General features: G+C 59.8%; 15 protein-coding genes and 1 pseudogene. 6 read left to right on the top strand and 10 right to left on the bottom strand.

From position 1 onward, the window contains the following. Positions 1–90 precede the first annotated feature (90 nt). The 3 genes from NXC24_RS32730 to NXC24_RS32740 are packed head-to-tail and all read left to right on the top strand — an operon-like array spanning position 91 to position 4,033. Positions 91–1,575 carry a sugar ABC transporter ATP-binding protein gene (locus tag NXC24_RS32730; protein WP_104827421.1) on the top strand — a complete coding sequence of 495 codons (1,485 nt, stop codon included), beginning with the start codon at positions 91–93 and terminating at the stop codon, positions 1,573–1,575. After that, positions 1,572–2,624 carry an ABC transporter permease gene (locus NXC24_RS32735; RefSeq protein ID WP_104827422.1) on the top strand — a complete coding sequence of 351 codons (1,053 nt, stop codon included), beginning with the start codon at positions 1,572–1,574 and terminating at the stop codon, positions 2,622–2,624. Before NXC24_RS32730 ends, NXC24_RS32735 begins: the two co-directional genes overlap by 4 nt. Before the next feature lie 17 nt (positions 2,625–2,641). Next, positions 2,642–4,033 (top strand): LLM class flavin-dependent oxidoreductase, encoded by a 1,392-nt coding sequence (locus tag NXC24_RS32740; RefSeq protein WP_104827423.1) that lies wholly within the window; start codon positions 2,642–2,644, stop codon positions 4,031–4,033. Positions 4,034–4,612: 579 nt separating this feature from the next. On the opposite strand, the pseudogene NXC24_RS32745 reads toward NXC24_RS32740, so the two are convergent. After that, positions 4,613–5,182: pseudogene (locus NXC24_RS32745) on the bottom strand (transposase); the annotation flags it as partial. A gap of 81 nt (positions 5,183–5,263) precedes the next feature. Here NXC24_RS32745 and NXC24_RS32750 point away from each other — a divergent pair. The 3 genes from NXC24_RS32750 (at position 5,264) to galE (ending at position 7,658) form a co-directional block, all read left to right on the top strand. After that, positions 5,264–5,413: a hypothetical protein gene (locus tag NXC24_RS32750; protein WP_245464111.1), complete on the top strand. Its 150-nt coding sequence runs from the start codon at positions 5,264–5,266 to the stop codon at positions 5,411–5,413. 302 nt (positions 5,414–5,715) lie between these two features. Next, positions 5,716–6,687, top strand: coding sequence for a UDP-glucuronic acid decarboxylase family protein (locus NXC24_RS32755; RefSeq protein WP_104827424.1), 972 nt, complete (start codon positions 5,716–5,718; stop codon positions 6,685–6,687). Continuing rightward, on the top strand, positions 6,684–7,658 hold the full coding sequence (gene galE / locus NXC24_RS32760) for a UDP-glucose 4-epimerase GalE (protein WP_104827425.1): 975 nt from the start codon (positions 6,684–6,686) through the stop codon (positions 7,656–7,658). Before NXC24_RS32755 ends, galE begins: the two co-directional genes overlap by 4 nt. A gap of 3 nt (positions 7,659–7,661) precedes the next feature. On the opposite strand, the gene NXC24_RS32765 is transcribed toward galE, so the two are convergent. The 9 genes from NXC24_RS32765 to NXC24_RS36070 all read right to left on the bottom strand — a co-directional run bounded on the left by NXC24_RS32765 (position 7,662) and on the right by NXC24_RS36070 (position 18,118). Then, positions 7,662–8,867, bottom strand: a complete 1,206-nt coding sequence (locus NXC24_RS32765) for a glycosyltransferase family 4 protein (RefSeq protein ID WP_245464112.1) — start codon at positions 8,865–8,867, stop codon at positions 7,662–7,664. A 20-nt stretch (positions 8,868–8,887) separates the two neighbouring features. Next, the gene (locus tag NXC24_RS32770) at positions 8,888–9,628 is read right to left on the bottom strand and encodes a class I SAM-dependent methyltransferase (protein ID WP_104827427.1); all 741 of its coding nucleotides are present in this window, start codon (positions 9,626–9,628) and stop codon (positions 8,888–8,890) included. Then, on the bottom strand, positions 9,625–10,935 hold the full coding sequence (locus tag NXC24_RS32775) for a glycosyltransferase (protein ID WP_104827428.1): 1,311 nt from the start codon (positions 10,933–10,935) through the stop codon (positions 9,625–9,627). The genes NXC24_RS32770 and NXC24_RS32775 overlap by 4 nt, the downstream gene beginning before the upstream one ends. Then, positions 10,932–12,155, bottom strand: a complete 1,224-nt coding sequence (locus tag NXC24_RS32780; protein WP_104827429.1) for a glycosyltransferase — start codon at positions 12,153–12,155, stop codon at positions 10,932–10,934. The genes NXC24_RS32775 and NXC24_RS32780 overlap by 4 nt, the downstream gene beginning before the upstream one ends. Next, positions 12,152–13,960, bottom strand: a complete 1,809-nt coding sequence (locus NXC24_RS32785) for an ABC transporter ATP-binding protein (protein WP_104827430.1) — start codon at positions 13,958–13,960, stop codon at positions 12,152–12,154. Before NXC24_RS32785 ends, NXC24_RS32780 begins: the two co-directional genes overlap by 4 nt. Further along, positions 13,957–14,955: a glycosyltransferase family A protein gene (locus tag NXC24_RS32790; RefSeq protein WP_281060724.1), complete on the bottom strand. Its 999-nt coding sequence runs from the start codon at positions 14,953–14,955 to the stop codon at positions 13,957–13,959. The genes NXC24_RS32785 and NXC24_RS32790 overlap by 4 nt, the downstream gene beginning before the upstream one ends. Further along, positions 14,945–15,067 carry a hypothetical protein gene (locus tag NXC24_RS36220; RefSeq protein ID WP_260304382.1) on the bottom strand — a complete coding sequence of 41 codons (123 nt, stop codon included), beginning with the start codon at positions 15,065–15,067 and terminating at the stop codon, positions 14,945–14,947. Before NXC24_RS36220 ends, NXC24_RS32790 begins: the two co-directional genes overlap by 11 nt. 128 nt (positions 15,068–15,195) lie before the next feature. Next, positions 15,196–16,206 (bottom strand): GlxA family transcriptional regulator, encoded by a 1,011-nt coding sequence (locus NXC24_RS32795; protein ID WP_245464113.1) that lies wholly within the window; start codon positions 16,204–16,206, stop codon positions 15,196–15,198. 40 nt (positions 16,207–16,246) lie between these two features. Beyond that, the gene (locus NXC24_RS36070; RefSeq protein WP_245464114.1) at positions 16,247–18,118 is read right to left on the bottom strand and encodes an amidohydrolase family protein; all 1,872 of its coding nucleotides are present in this window, start codon (positions 18,116–18,118) and stop codon (positions 16,247–16,249) included. Positions 18,119–18,189 lie beyond the last annotated feature (71 nt).

The following is an 18,189-nucleotide window of genomic DNA, read 5'->3' on the forward strand; positions in this document are numbered from 1 at the left end:
TCGGCTGACCGCGGCAGCAAAGCCTTGCCTGGAGATTCGAGGCTCGGCTGAGCAGTATCAAGGCTTCCAAACTCACCGGAATGCCGTTTGATGCCCCTGCTGACAATCGAAAATCTAACGCATAGCTTCGGCGCAACGCGTGCTCTTGCCGGCGCCGGATTGGCGATCGAACGCGGCGAGATCGTCGCGCTGATGGGCGCAAATGGCGCGGGCAAATCAACACTGGTGAAAATTCTCTCCGGCGTGATCGCAGCCGATGGCGGGACGATCAATTTCAGCGGTCAGGCTTTCAAGCCGCGCAGCCCGTCGGATGCAGCGCGCGCCGGCATCGTCACGGTTCATCAATCCACAGATCTGATCGGAGCGCCGGGATTGACCGTCGCCGACGCGCTCATGCTCAACCAATTTGCCGATCGCGGCACCCGCTTCTTCGTCTCGCGGCGCAGCGTTCGTCGCGATGCCCAGGCGATGCTCGACGCCGCCAACATCTCTCTTCCCCTCGATCGCGACTTCGGCGATCTCTCGGCTGCAGACCGCCAGCTCGTGGCGATCGCGCGCGCACTCGCCCACCGCGCCGAACTGCTGATCCTGGATGAACCGACGGCGAGCCTGTCTCTCCAGGAAAGCCGGCGGCTCTTCGATATCCTCTTGCGGCTCCGCAGCGAAGGGCTCGCCATCCTCTACATTTCGCACCGCACCGCGGATATCGAAGCCATAGCCGATCGCGCAGTGGTCATGCGGGGCGGTCGCGTGGTCGGTGCCTTCGCTCGACCCATCGATTTTTCTGCCGCAATCGAAATCATGATCGGCCGGAAGCTGGATGTCGCTCAGGCGGATGCCAGGGAGATGACGGGCCCAATCGTCTTCGGGCTATGTGACGCGCAGCTCCTTCCGACGAGCGAACCCTTCGATCTGACGCTTCGCCAAGGCGAAGTCATCGCCATTACCGGCGTACTTGGCGCCGGAAAGAGCCGGTTGCTCTCAGCAATTTTCGGCGTTGGACGACTGGTGGGCGGTGAAATGTTTCTCGACGGCAAGCCGCACCTTCCAAGGTCGCCGGCGGATGCAATCGCTGCCGGCATAGCCATGGCTGCAGAAGATCGTCACCGTTCTTCGCTCATGCCTCCGGCTTGGCCCGGCAACTCGCTGGCCGCGACCATCAGCCTGCCGCATCTCGCCAGATGGTATCCGCACGATCTCCTTCTCGGTGGCCGCGAGGAATATGAGGCCGAGCAGGCAATCCGTCGCCTCGGCATCAAGGCGTCTGGCCCCCTCGCCTCCGTCTGGACGCTTTCCGGCGGAAATCAGCAAAAGACGGTGATCGCACGATGGGAAGCCGAGCCCAGCCGATTGCTTCTGCTCGATGAGCCTTTCCAAGGCGTCGATGTCGGCGCCCGCCGCGACATCATCGCCGCAATACGATCCCGCACGGATCGTGCAACGCTGATCGCAACATCCGATCCCGAGGAGGCTTACGAAGTGGCCGACAGGATCCTCGTTATGGAACGCCACACGTTGCGGCCAGCTTCCGGCAGCGCGGCCGCCAATACCGTCATTCAAGGAATTTCAGCATGACGACGATCGACAATGACACACCAGCCAAGGTCGCGACGCGCCAGCCGGGAAACGACAGCTTTAACCTCAGCGCAATCGGCGCGTTCCTGCGGGCCGGTGCTGTCTTCATCCTTCTTGCGGCGATGCTCATCGGCTTTGCCGCCGCCGAGCCTGCCTTTATCAATATCGGCAATCTGATGAGCATCCTGCAGGCGGTCTCCGTGGTTGCAATCCTCGGCGCCGGGGTGACCGTGACGCTTGCCGTCGGCGGTTTCGATCTGTCGATCGGCGCTGTGGCCGCGTCGAGCGTGATGGCGGCGAGCTACGCAATGATCGTCTGGCATCTCAATGCCTTCGCAACAGTGCCGCTGGTGCTTGCCTTCGGCGCCATCATCGGCCTCCTCAACGCCATTCTCATCGTTCGCCTTCGCGTTCCGGATCTGCTGGCAACGCTTGCGATGATGTTTCTGTTGTCGGGTCTGCAACTCGTACCGACGGCCGGCCGATCGATCTCCGCCGGGCTCATTCTTCCAGATGGCTCCAAAGCGACGGGCGCCTATGATCCCGCCTTCCTGACGATCGGCCGTTACAGCATTGCGGGCACAGTGCCCGTGTCCGTCGTACTGACGCTGGCCGTCGCGATCGGCCTCTTCGTCCTCACCGAGCGCACCCGCATCGGCCGGCTACTGTTTGCGACCGGCGGCAACGAGATCGCGACCCGGCTGGCAGGCGCCTCGACCGTGAGGCTGAAGACCCTTGCCTATGTCATCTCCAGCACGCTGGCATCCCTCGGCGGCATCATCATTGCCGCCCGCGTCGGCCGCGGTGACGTTTCCTCCGGCGGATCGTTGCTGATGGATTCGGTTGCGGCAGCCTTGATCGGCTTTGCCGTCCTCAATCTGCGCCGCCCCAACGTACTCGGAACGATCGTCGGTGCCGTCTTCGTCGGCGTGCTTCTGAACGGCCTTACCATGCTGAATGCACCCTATTACACGCAGGATTTCATCAAAGGTGCCGTGCTCGTAGGAGCCTTGGCGCTGACTTACGGCCTCGGCCGCAGCAATCCTTAATTCCGAGGAGAATAGATATGACCCGAGAAATCAGGCTGAACGCCTTCGACATGAATTGCGTCGGACATCAGTCGCCGGGGCTCTGGCGACACCCGCGGGACAGGTCCTGGACATACAAGGATCTCGACTACTGGGTACATCTGGCAAAGACGCTGGAACGCGGCAAATTCGATGGCCTGTTCATAGCCGATGTGCTCGGCGTCTATGACGTGCTGAATGGAAACGTCGATGCCGCGCTTCGCCATTCGGCGCAGGTGCCGGTCAACGATCCGCTGCAGCTCATTCCGACCATGGCTTATGAGACCGAACATCTCGGCTTCGGGCTGACGGCCTCGCTCTCCTTCGAGCATCCCTACACGTTCGCGCGCCGGCTCTCGACACTCGACCACCTGACCAAGGGACGCGTCGGCTGGAATATCGTGACCTCCTATTTGAACAGCGGCGCGCTCAACATCGGGCAGCCGGCACAGACGAACCACGACGATCGCTATGATCTCGCCGAAGAATACCTCGAGGTCTGCTACAAGCTCTGGGAAGGTAGCTGGGAAGACGATGCAGTCGTGCGCGACCGCGAAAAGGGCATCTTCACCCATCCGGAAAAAGTGCATCCGATCCGCCATGCCGGAAAGTATTTCAATGTTCCCGGCATTCACCTGAGCGAGCCGTCGCCGCAGAGAACACCGGTGCTCTATCAGGCTGGCGCCTCCAGCCGCGGCAAGGATTTTGCCGGGGCGCATGCCGAATGTATTTTCGTCGCCGCCCCCTCCAAGACCGTGCTGAAGCGCTATGTCGCAAATGTCCGCCAGGCGGCGGAACGACTTGGCCGAAATCCGCGGGACATACTTGCCTTCAACCTGCAGACCGTCGTCCTCGGCGAGACGGATGCGGAAGCCCAGCGCAAGTTCAACGAATACCGAAGCTATGCGTCTTTCGAAGGCGCGCTGACGCTGATCTCGGGTTGGACCGGCATCGATTTCGGCCAGTTCGGCCCGGACGAAGTGCTGCGTCACCGCCATACCAATGCTGTCCAATCGGCCGTCGAGACCTTCACGACGATCGATCCGAGCAAGGAATGGACGGTCCGTGAAATGGCCGATTGGGTCGGTGTCGGCGGCTTTGGGCCGGTGTTCGTCGGCTCGCCTTCGACGGTCGCGGATCTCATGCAGGAATGGATCGAGGATACCGACGTCGACGGCTTCAACCTCGCCTATGCCGTAACGCCGGAAAGCTTCGAGAACGCCGTGGATCTGCTGGTCCCGGAGCTGCAAAGGCGCGGCGTCTACAAGACCGATTATCGGCAGGGAACGTTGCGCGAAAAACTCGGCGGTAGCGGGCCACGGCTCGTTGCACCGCATCCGGGAGCGAGCTACCGCAATCTTCGGCCGACCTTTGCTCAATCGGCCGAATAGTATCCCCGCAACACGGCAAGATCACCATTCAGATAGCGCTGCGCAGGCTGATTTCAGAAAGGCGGCGACCTCCTCCTATTCGACCTGACTGTCTGCAGGAGATGGCCGCTTTAGATCCCATGAGGAGTGAACAGCGGCCGCCGCTCTGGCAGAGTGAGATTGCATCAAAACACTCGCTCAGGAGGAGCAGTTTATGGAACCTGCATCCATTCATCCGACCGCTGTCCGCACTGATCTTGGCGCAATTTTTGTGTCATTGGAACTCTTATGTTCATTTGCAAGCGGCGTGGCCACGACTGTTCGTCCAGCCAATAACGGCTGGTCCTGCATGGTGTAGCTAATGCGCAATGTAGGAGACAGGGCCTCAAGACGACGGTTTGCAAACTCTTATACGCGGGTTCGATACCGCATTTCCGTCTGTACGCCTGGGGCTGCTTCTGTCTAAGCGCGGGCATCGACATAGTCGGCCACTCAATTCCATCGAAGGTTCCCCGACCGGGGCCCTGCCTCCAACATTGAGCATCAGCAGATGATCGATCTTGCCTCCTCTTTCTAATGCGCGCGATATGCGGTGCTTGGCTAAGCGTAGTCAGCTGGTTGCACCTCCTGACCGATAGCCCACAGGAAGGCCCCCATTTCTCTAGCGATCGCGGTGATCGCGATGGCCTTGTGCTTCCCCGCGAGGATCATTTTTCGATAGCGAGAGCAGAGGCGGAGCTGACCTTTCCAGGCTATTTCACGAACGGTTCTCGGTAGACCTTCCAACTGCGCTTGCTTGGTTCGACTGACCCGTGCAGGGAAGCGATAAGCCCATGCGCCTTCGACCAGCATGCGGCGAGCCCGAGAGTTCCCGGCCTTTGTGATCCCGCCACGTTTGACATGTTCACCTGTCGAGCTCTCTGACGGAACGAGGCCAAGAAAGGCCATCAGCTGGCGGGGATTTTCGAAGCGGCGGATGTCGCCAATTTCGGCAACAAAGACGACGGCGGCAATCAGCGACACGCCTCGCAACGCCTGATAGGCTTCGACAACAGGAGCCATCGTCCAGGAGTTGACAGTCTCCGAGATCAGATCGGTCAGACGCTTCAAGCGCACCTCGGCATCCTCGATCGCTTGGCAGTATTCCTTGAGAACGATAAAGTGCGCCGGGACGACCAAAGATTCAAGGAATCCAACATAGACGCCCTTTCAAGGAAACTCAGGGAGGCAAAGGATCAGGACAGATCGGATTTGCGTCGACAGATCGAGGACCTGGAAGACCAGCTTCACGATATCCGCCGCAATCAGCGCGATGTCCAGGATCAGCTTGACCAGGTGGCCCGCGATATCGAGTGGTTCCAGCGCAATCCGGACGCGCCGCTGCCGGTACAGGGATATTGAGCCGACCAAAACGGCAACGCCACGGCTTGAGAAACTTCGCTCTGCCTCAGACTAACGTCCGGTTCATTATAGGACCTTCGTCCAAAGACAACAATCTTTGGTCCTAACGCCATAGATTATACCTACCGCTGCGCCACGTCTCCCCGGCGATGGAAGCGGCGGGCAATCCGACCGCCTTCGTAAAGCGTTGGAGAAGGGTCGAGAACATGAACGACGTCCTCAAGAACAGCATCGTCGCCCTGGTGCTTGCCATGGTTTCCGCCGGCGGCAACGTCACCGAACGAGCTGCGAGATAATCGGCCATGCAAACGAAGCGAATCCTAGTTACTGGTGGTGCAGGTTTCCTCGGATCGTTCCTGTGTGAACGGCTTTTGCAGGAAAAACATGAAGTTATTTGCGTCGATAATTTCTTTACGGGACGCAAAAGTACCGTCGCGCACCTGCTTGACGACAGGTCTTTCGAGATCATCCGCCACGACGTTACCTTTCCCCTCTACATAGAGGTCGATGAGATTTACAACCTCGCCTGCCCGGCAAGTCCGGTTCACTACCAGTTCGATCCGGTGCAGACGACGAAGACCAGCGTCCATGGCGCGATCAACATGCTGGGCCTCGCCAAGCGGGTCGGCGCAAAGATCCTCCAGGCCTCCACCTCCGAAGTCTACGGCGATCCCGAGATCCATCCGCAACAGGAGGATTATTGGGGCCGGGTGAACCCGATAGGACCGCGCTCTTGCTACGACGAGGGCAAACGCTGCGCCGAGACCCTGTTTTTCGATTACTGGCGACAGCACCGGCTCCGGATCAAGGTGGCGCGCATCTTCAACACATATGGCCCAAGGATGCACCCCGATGACGGTCGCGTCGTTTCCAACTTCGTCGTGCAGGCGCTGCAGAACAAGCCGATAACCGTTTATGGCAATGGCCAGCAGACACGCTCGTTCTGCTACGTCGACGACCTCATTGACGGCCTGGTTCGTTTGATGGGGACGAAGGACGAGATCACAGGCCCGATCAATCTTGGCAATCCGGCGGAATTTACGATGCTGGAGCTTGCCAATCTCGTCATAGAACTGACTGGAAGCCGATCGACGATAAAATACTTGCCCTTGCCTGCCGACGATCCCAGGCAGCGGCAGCCGGACATTGGCTTCGCCATGCGCGAGCTTGGCTGGAAGCCGAAGGTCCGGTTGCGGGGCGGGCTTGCCAAAACGATCGCCTATTTTGACGACCTGCTTTCGTCGGACCGCTCGCAGCAGGTCGCCGCGGAATGAGCACTGTCCTCGTCACAGGCGGAGCCGGTTATATCGGATCGCATTGCTGCAAGGCTTTCGCCGAGGCGGGCTGGTCGGTGGTAACCTACGACAATCTCTCCCGCGGCTGGCGTGAAGCGGTCAAATGGGGACCGCTCGTTGAGGGCGATATAGCAGACGCCGAGACAATGGCGGCAGCGCTGCGCCAGTACCGACCGGATGTGGTGGCGCATTTCGCTGCCTATGCTTACGTCGGCGAATCCGTCGAATTGCCTGAACTCTACTACCGGAACAACACATTCGGGACGTTGGTGCTCATCGAGGAGATGCTCAAGGCCGGGATCGACAGGCTGATCTTTTCAAGTACCTGCGCTTCCTACGGCATTCCGGTGCGCACCCCGATCGACGAAGAGCATCCGCAGTGGCCGATCAATCCATATGGATGGTCGAAATTCATGATCGAGCGGATGGTAGAGGATTTCTCGCGTGCGCGCGGCCTCAATGCGGTGATGCTGCGTTATTTCAATGCAGCCGGCTGCGACCCTGATGGCCAGATCGGCGAACGGCACGAACCTGAGACACATGTCGTTCCGCTCGCCATAGAGGCGGCGATCAAACCAGGCCGGACCTTTACCATCAACGGCACCGATTTCGACACACGGGACGGCAGCGCCATCCGCGACTACATCCACGTCAGCGATCTGGCGCATGCCCATGTCCTTGGGGGTGAAAAGCTATTGCGGGACCGAGGCGTGCATGTCTACAACCTCGGTACGGGCACCGGAACGACTGTCAAAGAATTGGTCGACGCCGTCGGCCGCGTTTCCGGACATCAACTTCCCGTTGCCTATGGTCCCCGCAGACCCGGTGACCCGCCGGCGCTCGTCGCTGCGGCCGGCAAGGCAGAGCGGGAGCTTGGATGGGTACCCATGCATTCCGATATCGACACCATCATAGAGACGGCGCTCACCTGGTATCGCAGCCGGGCGTGACCCTTACCTTCGGGGCTTTGTCAGAAAATCATCGAGAGCGGCACCGACCGCCTCGATCGAGAATTTTTCTGTAACCCGTTTCCTGGCCGCTGTGCCGAGTTGTGCTCGAAGCGCTCTATCGTCTTTCAATCTCGCCAGGGCCCGCGCAATTTCCTCCGGCCGCTCCTGCCCCACCATCAGGCCGCCGGAAGCCTCTCCATCAGCCAGAATGTCCGGCAAACCCTGCGCATCGGTGGCGATGATAGGAAGGCCGCAGGCCATCGCCTCCAATGGCGCCACCGGCATGCCTTCGATGCGCGAGGCCGTGACATAGGCATCCGCGGCGGAAAGCCAGCGTCGGATCAAGGGCCGGTCGGTCGTATAGCTGGAAAGCCATTGCACATTTGACAGGCCGCTTTCGCCAAGGAGCTTTGCAAACGCCTCGCTGTCCTGGCCCGAACCGATGATCACCAGCTTGCCGGTTGAATTGTCGGCAAAGCGCGCCCAAGCCTTCAGGAGAACATCGAGCCCCTTGCGGCGGATATCAATGCGCCCGTGATTGAAGACGATGAAACCATCCTGCGGCAAGCCAAGGCTTGCTCGCGCCTCCACGCGGTCCATCGCCCGCCATTCCCCGGTATCCAGCGGATTCGGGATATTCGCGATGTCGAGCCCAATGCGCGGATAGGCCTTGGCGAGGCGGTCGCGTTCCGCCGAGGAAGCGACGATGACGCCGGAGCACGCGCGCAACGAAAGCTGCCGCGCAACGGCCTCGATCCAGGACAGCGTGCGATCCCCGCCCTGGAAGCTGGCATAGAGCGGGACGTTCATGCGGCGCGCCAGCCATGCAAGCGCATCGAAGCGAATATATTCATATTCCTGGGCAAGCAGCACATCGCATCGGGAGCGGATAAGTATCTCGCGAAAGGCCGCGAGTGGCGTCGCGGCCCAGCGCCGCAGGCTGTAGGCGGCGGGAGAATGGCCCTGCCGGGACCGCCTTGCCGGGGCTATCCAGATCGGCGCGCCTGTGCCCGAATGCTTGTAGCATTCAATTCTGCTCACCCGCTCGGATGCGCAGACAATGATCGGCTTGTGGCCCACCGAGCTCAGCGCGGCGGCATAGCCGAACAGCCAACCTCCCGTCATCCGCTCGATGAAATCCTGAAGCTCGAGCCCAATCGGCTCGAGAAATTCCTCAATCACGTCGCCCCATGGAAAGAGGGCGATCACGCGCGGCGTCCGATGGCCGGTCATTTGCGCCAGGCGAATGCTGTCTCGGTACCCCGCGTGGAGGGCCGGTGCATCAGGTAGCCGACGACCGTTAACGGAGCCGCGAGCGCATAAAGAACTTTGCGGCGGCGGCGTCCGAGGCGCGAAAACGAGACGTCATGGAAGAACGCCGTGGCAGGGTTGATGAATGTGGCGCGCCGTTCCGGCGGCCTGTCGAAAAGGGCTGCAAGCTCCGGGTCCTTGTACCCGCGCCTGACATGCCCCCACTCGCGCATCAACTCGCTCTCGTGCGGGCAATGGCGTTTCATGACGCGGAAATAGGGATAGTGCCATTTAGCTTCGGGGGTGGAAATGAGGACATATCCACCCGGCCGCACCACCCGCAATGCCTCCTGTGCAGCGCGGCGATCGTCCTCGATATGCTCCAGCACGTCGAACAGGGTGACGATGTCAAAACTGTCGTCGGCGAAGGGCAGCGAACAGGCATTGCCGCAAATGAAGGTCGATCTCGCCCACGAGGGTTGGTGCTCGCCCAGCTCCGGGTCAATGTCGAGCGTAACGATCTCTGCTTCCGGATAGAGGATGCTGGCAAGGCCGCTGCGACCGCCCCCGATTTCCAACACGCGGCCGAAGCCACCGGTTTCGGACGGGGCAACACGATGGATGGCACGCATCTTCTCACGATAGAAGAGGCCATCGGTCAGACCATTCGGATAAGGGTTCCCGGACAGGAACCGGCCAAGCGGCGCCTTCTTGATCATTTCGCTATTCCCTTCGCATCGATGGCGGTTACACGCATCGGTATCCGCCGCTTTCTCCAACCGAAGCGCAGAAGAAACGGCAGTCCGGCCAGCCAGCCCTGCACTTCCGAGACCAAAATTCCGAGCCTGCCGGGCTGACCCTCGAAAAGCGTTTTGACGAGCGTCTTCAGGAAGTAGACCGGCAGTTGCTTGCAGATGCGCACGATGTTTCCACGATCGCCGAAATTGTCGTATTGCACGACAAGCGCCGCCACATGGCCTTTCATGTAGGCGCTCATCTGCCGCTTGAGGCCCGGCCAGTCGCTTCGATGGTGATGGAAGACGACGGCCCGCGGTTCGTAGAGGCACGCCCCACCGGTCGCCAGAAGCCGGTACCAGAGTTCTGAGTCTTCGGAGCACCCCGCGGCTCCCGCGCCGAGGCGTTCGTCGAACAGGCCGACACGTTCGAACACGGATCGCTGAAAGGCCATGTTGGCGCCTGCGCCCATCTTCCACACATGCGCCCCGCTCGGCCGCGTCTCTTCAAAGAAGCGACTGTCGAAGGTGAGCGGCACGAAAGTGGTCCCGAAGCCGCCCATGGTGAACTGAAAGCAGCGTTGCGCTGGTGTGTCGAGGCGCGCCGGCAGCACCAGACCAGTGAGCGCATCCACATCCCGGTCCGCAAAGGCGCGCGCGATCTCTGCGGTCCAGCCGGGATGGACTTCGACATCGTCGTCGGTGAAGGCGACGATATTCAGCCGGCTTGCACGAATTCCCGCGTTTCTGGCACGGCTCAAGCCGGCCTGCGGCTCATGGACATAACGAACGCCAGGGAACTCTCCGCACACGCCCTTGGCATTTCCGTTGCTGGAATTGTCGACGACGATAATTTCCCCTGGGGCACTGCGCTGTGCTGCCACGCTGCGAAGGCAGTCAGCCAGCGCCGGATCGCGATCGCGCGTGCAGATCACCACGGAGATGTCATGCGCCGAAGCGGAAGACGCGGTTGCGAACTCATCGAGGCTTTCGATCAGATCTTCCGCTTTCAGCGCGGCCTCAAGCGAGAGTGCGCGTTTGGGCCATCCTTCGTAGGTGGCGCGTAGTGGCGCACCAAGGTTGATGCTGCGCGCTTCCAGTTGCGCGGCTGCATATTCGGCAGTGAGTTGGCGCAACTGGGGGATTCCGTAAGGCAGTTCGTCTTGCAGGGATGCCCGTGTTCCAAGTGGCAGGTCCTTCCACCAGAAGATGGACAATGCTGGCCCATTCTCTACGGGCGCATTGGCGACAGCAAGATCGATATGCCGAACCTCAAAGCGCTCTTTCATCATGGGTTGCGCTCCCGGATCGCCTGGATGCGCGCGCGCGAGCGGTCGTATTCGCCCGCAAGGCCGTAGATTCCGCCCCACAGCTCTGCCATGCCGAAACGCAGCTCGTGGCCGCGAAATCGTCTTGCGGCGCGAGCAAGCGCCTTCAACTGATCGTAGAACCACCAACAGACTAGGGCGCGATGCTGCGCGCGCATTTCATCGTCGGTGCGATAGCTTTTGACGAGAAATGCCATCATGCCGAGGCCCCACGTCCAGTATTGTCGCCTGAGCTGCGGAATGGTTTCGCGATGCTCGTGATAGACTGCGTATTGCGGCTCATAGATCATGGGGCGGCCCGAACGCAGCACGCGGTAAAAAATGTCGAGATCGCCGCCGCCAGGCAGCGGCGCTCCCGTATCAAGCGCTTCATCGAAGCTGCCAAGCTGGATCAGCAGCGCGCGATTGAAGGCCATATTGCAGCCGGCACCGAGAGTGCCGGACCCGACGGGATGGAGTGGATTGTCGAAACGGGTTCTGTGAAACTCCCTTCGAGCAAAACCGCGGCCAAACCCTCCTCGTCGTTCGAAAAAGATCTGCGCCTCGGTGTCGAGGCGATATGGGAGCACCAGGCCTGTGAAACCACCGACGCCAGGATTCTCACGACAGGCCTTGGCAAGACCTGCGAGCCAGTTGCGGTCCACCACGACGTCGTCATCCAGATAGGCGATGATATCGCCGCTGGCCGCATGAAGGGCCGCGTTACGGGCAAAATCCAGTCCCGCCTTCGGTTCGAAAACATAACGGATATCCCTGAAACCCGCGACGGCCTCGCGTGTAGCCGCATCCACCGAAGCATTGTCGACCACGACGATTTCGACGAATTGGAAGGAATGGTCGCCTCGAACCCGATCGAGCGAGCCTAGCAGCCGGGAAAGACGCTGCGCGCGATCCTTGGTACAGATCGCAATGCTGAGGCTCGGCAGCGCCGCTTCCTCCACCGGCTGCCGTTCTCTCAGCTCCTCTTCCAGCTTTGCAACGACGATGCGCCCGGCAAAGCGCTCGTCGGCAAGCGCTTTCAGCCTTTCGACCGTCATCACCGATCCGGCCGATAGTTCGATCATTTCGAACCCAATCAATCGTCCCTGCCATCGGGCGATGAGGCCGACCCCGTTCTGCTCGGTCGAGAGCTCGATCGGCGCCAAGGGTTCCGACAGTTCGATGTCAGTAAGCTTGTAGCTCATCGATTAATTTCCATTGTGGCGGCACGGCCATGTTGAAACTCGTGGAGCCGGGAAAAATGGCCGCCTCGTTTGAAGAGCTCTGCCGGCGAGCCAGTCTCGATTACGCGACCCTTCGACATCACGATGATCTGGTCGGCGGCCTGAATGGTCGAAAGCCGGTGAGCGATCACGACAACGGTGCGGTTATGCGAGTATTCATCGAGGGCGAGCTGAAACGCCTGTTCGGTCTCGACATCGAGCGCGTTCGTGGCCTCGTCCAGCAGCAGAATATCGGGATTGCGAAGCATTGTCCGGGCGAGCGCGATGCGCTGCCTTTGTCCACCCGACAGACGCATCCCCTGGTCGCCGATGCGCGTCTCGTAACCGTCCGGAAGCAATCGGATGAAATCGTCCGCCTTGGCGATCTCGGCCGCCTTGCGTATCTCCGCCCTGCCGGCCTCAAGGTCGCCATAGGCAATATTGGCCGCGATCGTGTCGTTGAAGAGATGGACTTCCTGCGACATGAGCGACAGGCGCCTTCGCCAACTGCGGAGTTCGAATTCTGGAAGGCGCACCCCATCTGCGACGACCTCACCGGACGTGGGATCCATGAAACGAAAAAGCAGAGCCATGACCGTCGATTTGCCTGCACCCGACTCTCCGACGATCGCCGTGGTTTTGCCTGCGGGAACGCTGAAGGAGATGCCCTGCAGGGCCAGCGGCTGGTCGGGATCGTAGCGGAAGGAGACGTTCCGGAACTCGACGGCCTTGTTGAGCGCTGCTGCCGGTAGAAGCCCGTGGGCGAGAAAGGGTTTCTCCGTCCTGCGCAGAAAATCGTCGACGTCGTCGATGCTGCCGGCAAGACCATCCAATGCGATCTTCGACTGCAACAATTCCCGGGTCGGACCTTGAAGACGGTAGAGCAGCGAGAGAAAGGCGGCCAAGGCGGCAATGCCGACGTCTGTCGACTGAGCTATAAGAACGAGCGCGCCGATCAGCATCGTGATCGATATTTCCGAGACCGGTGCAGGAGTAGCCCATAGCATGTCGAGTTTCAGGAGACGTCGCCGCACCGTGTCTGACGTCTGCAGGAAGCGATTGCGTTCATAGTCTTCCTGGGCGAAAGCGCGGATCAATTGCAGCGCGTTGATGCTTTCCCACATCCTGAGGCCGAACTGCTTGTTCTCTTCGACAACGGCCTTGCCGGTCTCGTCGGCGCGGCGCGTCGCCAGGCGAATGGCCATCGCGCCGAAAAGCAGAAACATCATCGAGAAAAACGTCAGCCGGACGGAAATCAGGAGCATCAGCAGAACAAAAACGACGAACGTGCAGAAACAGATCATCAATCGATAGGCAAGGCTCAGCCCCTGGCTGACCTTCCAGGTGTTGTTGGCAATCGTCGTGATGATGTCCGAACGCTTGTTCTCGACCCTGTAGTCGATGCACGAGCTTATTGTCTGATCGAAGACCTTCGCCCGCAATTGATGTGCGACCAGACCGTCCACATACCGGGTCACCCAGGTGTTGATGAAATGGACCACATTTTTGAGGAGAATGGTGACGCACAGAACTGCGACCAGGAACGCCGTCAAATGGTGTTCGGGAATGGACGCCAGCAGTTGGCCGAAAATCGCCTGCCATCTGCCCGGCTGCGGCGCCAAAGCGCCGAGGCTCTGAATGAGAGGAATGAAAAGGAAAAGACCGGCACCCTCGAGGACCGCCGCGGCCAGCCCGAGCCCCACGATGGTCGGCCCAGCCCAGGCAGGTGCCGCTGCCAGACGGAAAAGCCGTCGCAAGCTCGTGAAGAATGGCGCGACGACCATCATCGGATCGTTTCCATATAGAGAGGGCGAAACTTCCCGTTCTGGCTTCGCAAGCGCTTCAGCCGAGCCTTGATCCAGTGGGGAACCAGCCTAGCTCGACAATACACATTCAGCATGTTCGGCATGCTCGAAATCGCCAGGCGTGGTTCTAACACCAAGAATCTCTTCAACAGATCACAGCCATCGAAAAATCGCCCGCCGACGAACCCCCTCACTGCGAGCCAATGGATCATGTCGGCCAGATGAGCGTCTAGGTCGGTGCCATACCCAGGATATTTCTCGCGAAATTCATCCAAAACGATTTCGCACGAACGAAGCATCTGCATGACATCGCTCGACATATTCGTGTTAGTCATCCGGTAGCCCACAAGATGTTGCGGCACCACGCGAAATTCGTAATTCTCCGCAACTCTGAGGCACATCAGCAGGTCCTCGCAGCCTTGAGCCTTGCGCGCCCTTAGCGAGGGGTCGAACCCGCCTGCCTTTTCGAACGCGGAACGACGCATGAGCATCGAGCTGCCATTGCCGACGAAATTCTTTCTGCACATGCGCTGGAGTACATCTCCTTCGGCGGTCGGCCGATTGTAGAGCGAGAACACGCGGCTATCCTCGTCGATAAGCGCAAACCAGCAATAGGCCAATCCGGCCGACGAGCCGCCCTTCTCAAGCGCCTCCCGCTGAAGCGCGATCTTCGACGGCGCCCATAGATCGTCCGCATCGACAAAGGCCAGAAACTCTGCGTCGGTCGCAGCCGCACCATTGTTGCGTGCTGCCGCGACGCCGCTGTTGGACTGATGGATGATCCGGATCCGCCGATCCTGCTTCGCATAAGCGGCCGCGATCGACGCCGACCTATCCGACGAACCGTCATCGACAATGATGATATCCAGCGCCTCATGGGTCTGCCGACAGATACTGGCCAAGGTCGCGCCGATCGTTCGTTCGGCATTGAACATTGGCACTACCACCGCAACGGTGGCACTTCGCTCACTTGCCACAATCAATGCTGCCCCTGACAACGGTGTCGGCAAACCCAGTGACGCCGCCGACGGAACCTGTAGCAAGCACCGGGGCGAGGACGCCGTTTTTGAGGACGCCGTTCATGTTCATCCAGCTTCTCCATGCCTGACGAAGGCGGTGGGATACCCCCGCCGCTTCCATCGCCGGAAAAAGCTGGCGCAGCACCAGGCATAATCTATGGCATTCGGACTAAAGATTTTCGACTTCAGACATAAGTCCTATAAGGAACCAAGACCTTGGTCTGAGGAAAAACGAATATCTGCCATCGATTTCCGACGCTCTTCGCTGGGGCTATGTCCGAACAGGCGACGGTAGGCGCTGCCGAGGTGCGATGCCGACACGAAACCACAGCGAAGGGCAATTGCCGCAATGGTCTCGGAACTCTCTTTGACCAGCCGGCGAGCCTCGTTCAGCCGAATATTGAGATAGAAGCGCTGCGGCGTCATTTCGAAGTGCTGATGCCACAAGCGCTCCAACTGCCGACCGGAAAGGTTGCTTCTTTTCGCGATGTCATTGATCGGAACGATATATTCGACGTTCTGCTCCATGATGTCGATCGCGGCTGCAAGGCGGGCGTCGTGTATATCGTAGCGCCATTGGATCGCCATCCTCTGTTGCTCTTCCGGCCCTCTGATACGGGTGTGCAGAAACTGCTCGGCCGTGTCGGCGGCGAGCTGAGCTCCGTGGTCACCCGATATCTGAGCTAGCATCAGATCGATTGCGGCGGTACCGCCCGCGCAGGTCCAGCGGTTCCCGTCCCGGACATAAAGCTCGCGGGTGACTTCGATGTCTGGAAACTCTTCGGCAAACTGCGGAAGGGATTCCCAATGAAGGGTACACCGCTTGCCGGTCAGCAACCCTGCCCGCGCAAGTATGAATGTGCCCGTACTCAACGCGCCGATGGGCATCCCATTTACCGCAAGTTTCCGCAGGAATTGCAGGATCGGTTTTGGTCGCTTGCTTTCGATATCGAGGCTGGCAACAACGAACAATCTATCGAGCTGCGGGGTCTCGCTGATCGAGATAGTGCGCGTTTCAAAGCCGCTGCTCGACGTAACTATACCGCCTTCCTCCGAGAGGAGGCACCAGTCATATAGCTTGCGGCTGGCTAACCTGTTCGCTGCGCGGAGTGGTTCGCTCGCCGATGCGAGCGCCATCATGGAAAACTGCGGAAGAAGTAGCAATCCGACGCGTATCGGACGTCCTTCATCGATACCCTGCTGCATCATTCCCGCCGGACGCCTTCCCCCCCCGTCAATTCATCCAGTGTCAGGCAGAACGGATCGCCCGGTCAATGTCCTTGATGAGCTGGTGGAAGATGGGATTGTCGGTCTGGTTCTGCTGGCCGTGCATCATGCCCTCGATGATAAGCGGCTCGTCACCTGCGCGGCCGGGATAGAGCTTATGTAGGCGGATCGACTCTTCAGGCATGTGTAGAGTGTTCTGAGCGCCATGCACAATGAGTGCCGGCGGAAAGCCGCTGGCGCCATTGAGGCTCTTCTCAGGGTCGAAGCCTACATACTTTTTATAGGACTTCGCCGTCACATGACTGCAACCCGGCCAACGGTAGACGCCGCCAATCTCGGTGTATCCGCCGAGCTGGCGATCGACATATTCCTGCGTGTCGGTATCGAGCGGGTAATAGCCGAGTTTGGTCGCCTCGGTTCCGGTGTCGAACGGCGGGATCGCCGCATCGTCCGCCAGCCTCTTGATCGCAGCGTCCGCACCCGACTTGTCCGCCCGAAGATTCTGAAGGGCCGCAATGCTGGTGTAGTTCATCGGCACCCAAAACGCGATCTGCTCCTTGCCCTGCTTGGCCAGTTCAACGACTGCCGCAAGGCTGACGACCGAACCCATCGCCCAGGACGCGACGACGGGCATTGAACCGAACTTTTCCCTCGCCCACCGCACGGCAGCCAGGACCTCGGCCGTCTGATCGACAAGGCTGACATTCGTTACGGTGATACCGTCTTTCTGCGCAGTGTTCCGCACATCCCTGTTGGTGAAGAACCCCGCGACATCGTAGGTCATCACCCGATAGCCGCGCTCGGCCAAGGCCCGGCCAAAAAGCTGGCCATACATCGAAACGCCGCCCGTAAAACCGGAGTTGAAAACCACCGGCGGCAGGCTTCTGTCCGGCGAGGCCGGCTGGAACACGGTGCCCGCCAGATTGATCGTCGCGTCATCGTACGCAACGGGGAACGTGATGTCTTCGACGATGATGTCCGTCATGGTTTCACTTTCTTCTGGACAAGGGAAAAGGTCGTTCGCCGCAGCGTTCAGCAGCCGAAGGACAGGTATGTCAGTGGCGGCACTCACCGCCGAAGCGAGCGTCTCCGAGAATTTAAGCGCCGACACAGAATCGAAGTGGCTTGTAAAACTGTGGCCTTGGCTGCCCGCCCCAACGTGCGGAGCGTCGCTGGCCGAGAGCAGAACGCGGTTCGCTCCGACGGTCGCGATGATTGCCGACACGAAAGGGACGACATCATCGATGTCGGTCGAAGTTCGGTATCCAGGCCCCTTGAACCACACGTTTCCTCTGCGCTTGGCCTCCTCAAGCAAGGCGCGATAGCTGGGCTCATCAGCACCGCGCTCGGCATGACATGAGCCGAGGTGATCGATGACGACGCAGATTGTCTCCGGCATTTGGCGCAGCACTCGCAGGTTCGTCTCCGCCTCTTTGGCGTAGATGTGGACGTGTTGTTGCACCCGGAGCCTGCCAATGAGCGCGACCCAATCATCGCTGCGATAGGCGCGATCCGATATGCTTTCCGGCGGAGCATCGTGAAGAACGATCCTGATCCCGAAAACATCAGGATGGGATAGCCGTTCGATAGTAGCGTAGGCCGGGTCGGCCTTAATCGTTCCGACTAGCCGGACGTCTCCGTATCGTTCCGGCCACTTCGCCTTAAGCGCCGCCAGCTCATCGAACGACGCGAAGACATTAGACGAATCCGGCAAAATGCTGAGATGCACGTTGTTCAGAAGTTTCGGGAAAATACCGGCGCACGCCAGGTCGGCAAGATAGTCGGATAGCGAATGGGGTGACGGCAGCGAATAAGGGAGCTGCCCCTCCACAGCCGCAAGATCAGAGGCTGTGAAGAAATGAACGTGCCCGTCGATGGATAGATTTTCTGTCACGACGATCTTTCTCGCCCTATTGGGAGCAAGATATCGCGACAACACCAAGGTGATGCCCTGACTACCCGACA

Origin of the sequence: Rhizobium sp. NXC24 (assembly GCF_002944315.1) — a bacterium.
GTDB lineage: Bacteria > Pseudomonadota > Alphaproteobacteria > Rhizobiales > Rhizobiaceae > Rhizobium.

What these genes read in the sequence shown, in the direction of transcription:
- NXC24_RS32730 (WP_104827421.1), top strand. Translation starts at nt 91, where the DNA reads ATGCCCCTGCTGACAATCGAAAATCTAACGCATAGCTTCGGCGCAACG.
- NXC24_RS32735 (WP_104827422.1), top strand. Translation starts at nt 1,572, where the DNA reads ATGACGACGATCGACAATGACACACCAGCCAAGGTCGCGACGCGCCAG.
- NXC24_RS32740 (WP_104827423.1), top strand. Translation starts at nt 2,642, where the DNA reads ATGACCCGAGAAATCAGGCTGAACGCCTTCGACATGAATTGCGTCGGA.
- NXC24_RS32755 (WP_104827424.1), top strand. Translation starts at nt 5,716, where the DNA reads ATGCAAACGAAGCGAATCCTAGTTACTGGTGGTGCAGGTTTCCTCGGA.
- galE (WP_104827425.1), top strand. Translation starts at nt 6,684, where the DNA reads ATGAGCACTGTCCTCGTCACAGGCGGAGCCGGTTATATCGGATCGCAT.
- NXC24_RS32770 (WP_104827427.1), bottom strand. Translation starts at nt 9,628, where the DNA reads ATGATCAAGAAGGCGCCGCTTGGCCGGTTCCTGTCCGGGAACCCTTAT.
- NXC24_RS32775 (WP_104827428.1), bottom strand. Translation starts at nt 10,935, where the DNA reads ATGATGAAAGAGCGCTTTGAGGTTCGGCATATCGATCTTGCTGTCGCC.
- NXC24_RS32780 (WP_104827429.1), bottom strand. Translation starts at nt 12,155, where the DNA reads ATGAGCTACAAGCTTACTGACATCGAACTGTCGGAACCCTTGGCGCCG.
- NXC24_RS32785 (WP_104827430.1), bottom strand. Translation starts at nt 13,960, where the DNA reads ATGATGGTCGTCGCGCCATTCTTCACGAGCTTGCGACGGCTTTTCCGT.
- NXC24_RS36220 (WP_260304382.1), bottom strand. Translation starts at nt 15,067, where the DNA reads ATGAACATGAACGGCGTCCTCAAAAACGGCGTCCTCGCCCCGGTGCTT.
- NXC24_RS32795 (WP_245464113.1), bottom strand. Translation starts at nt 16,206, where the DNA reads ATGATGCAGCAGGGTATCGATGAAGGACGTCCGATACGCGTCGGATTG.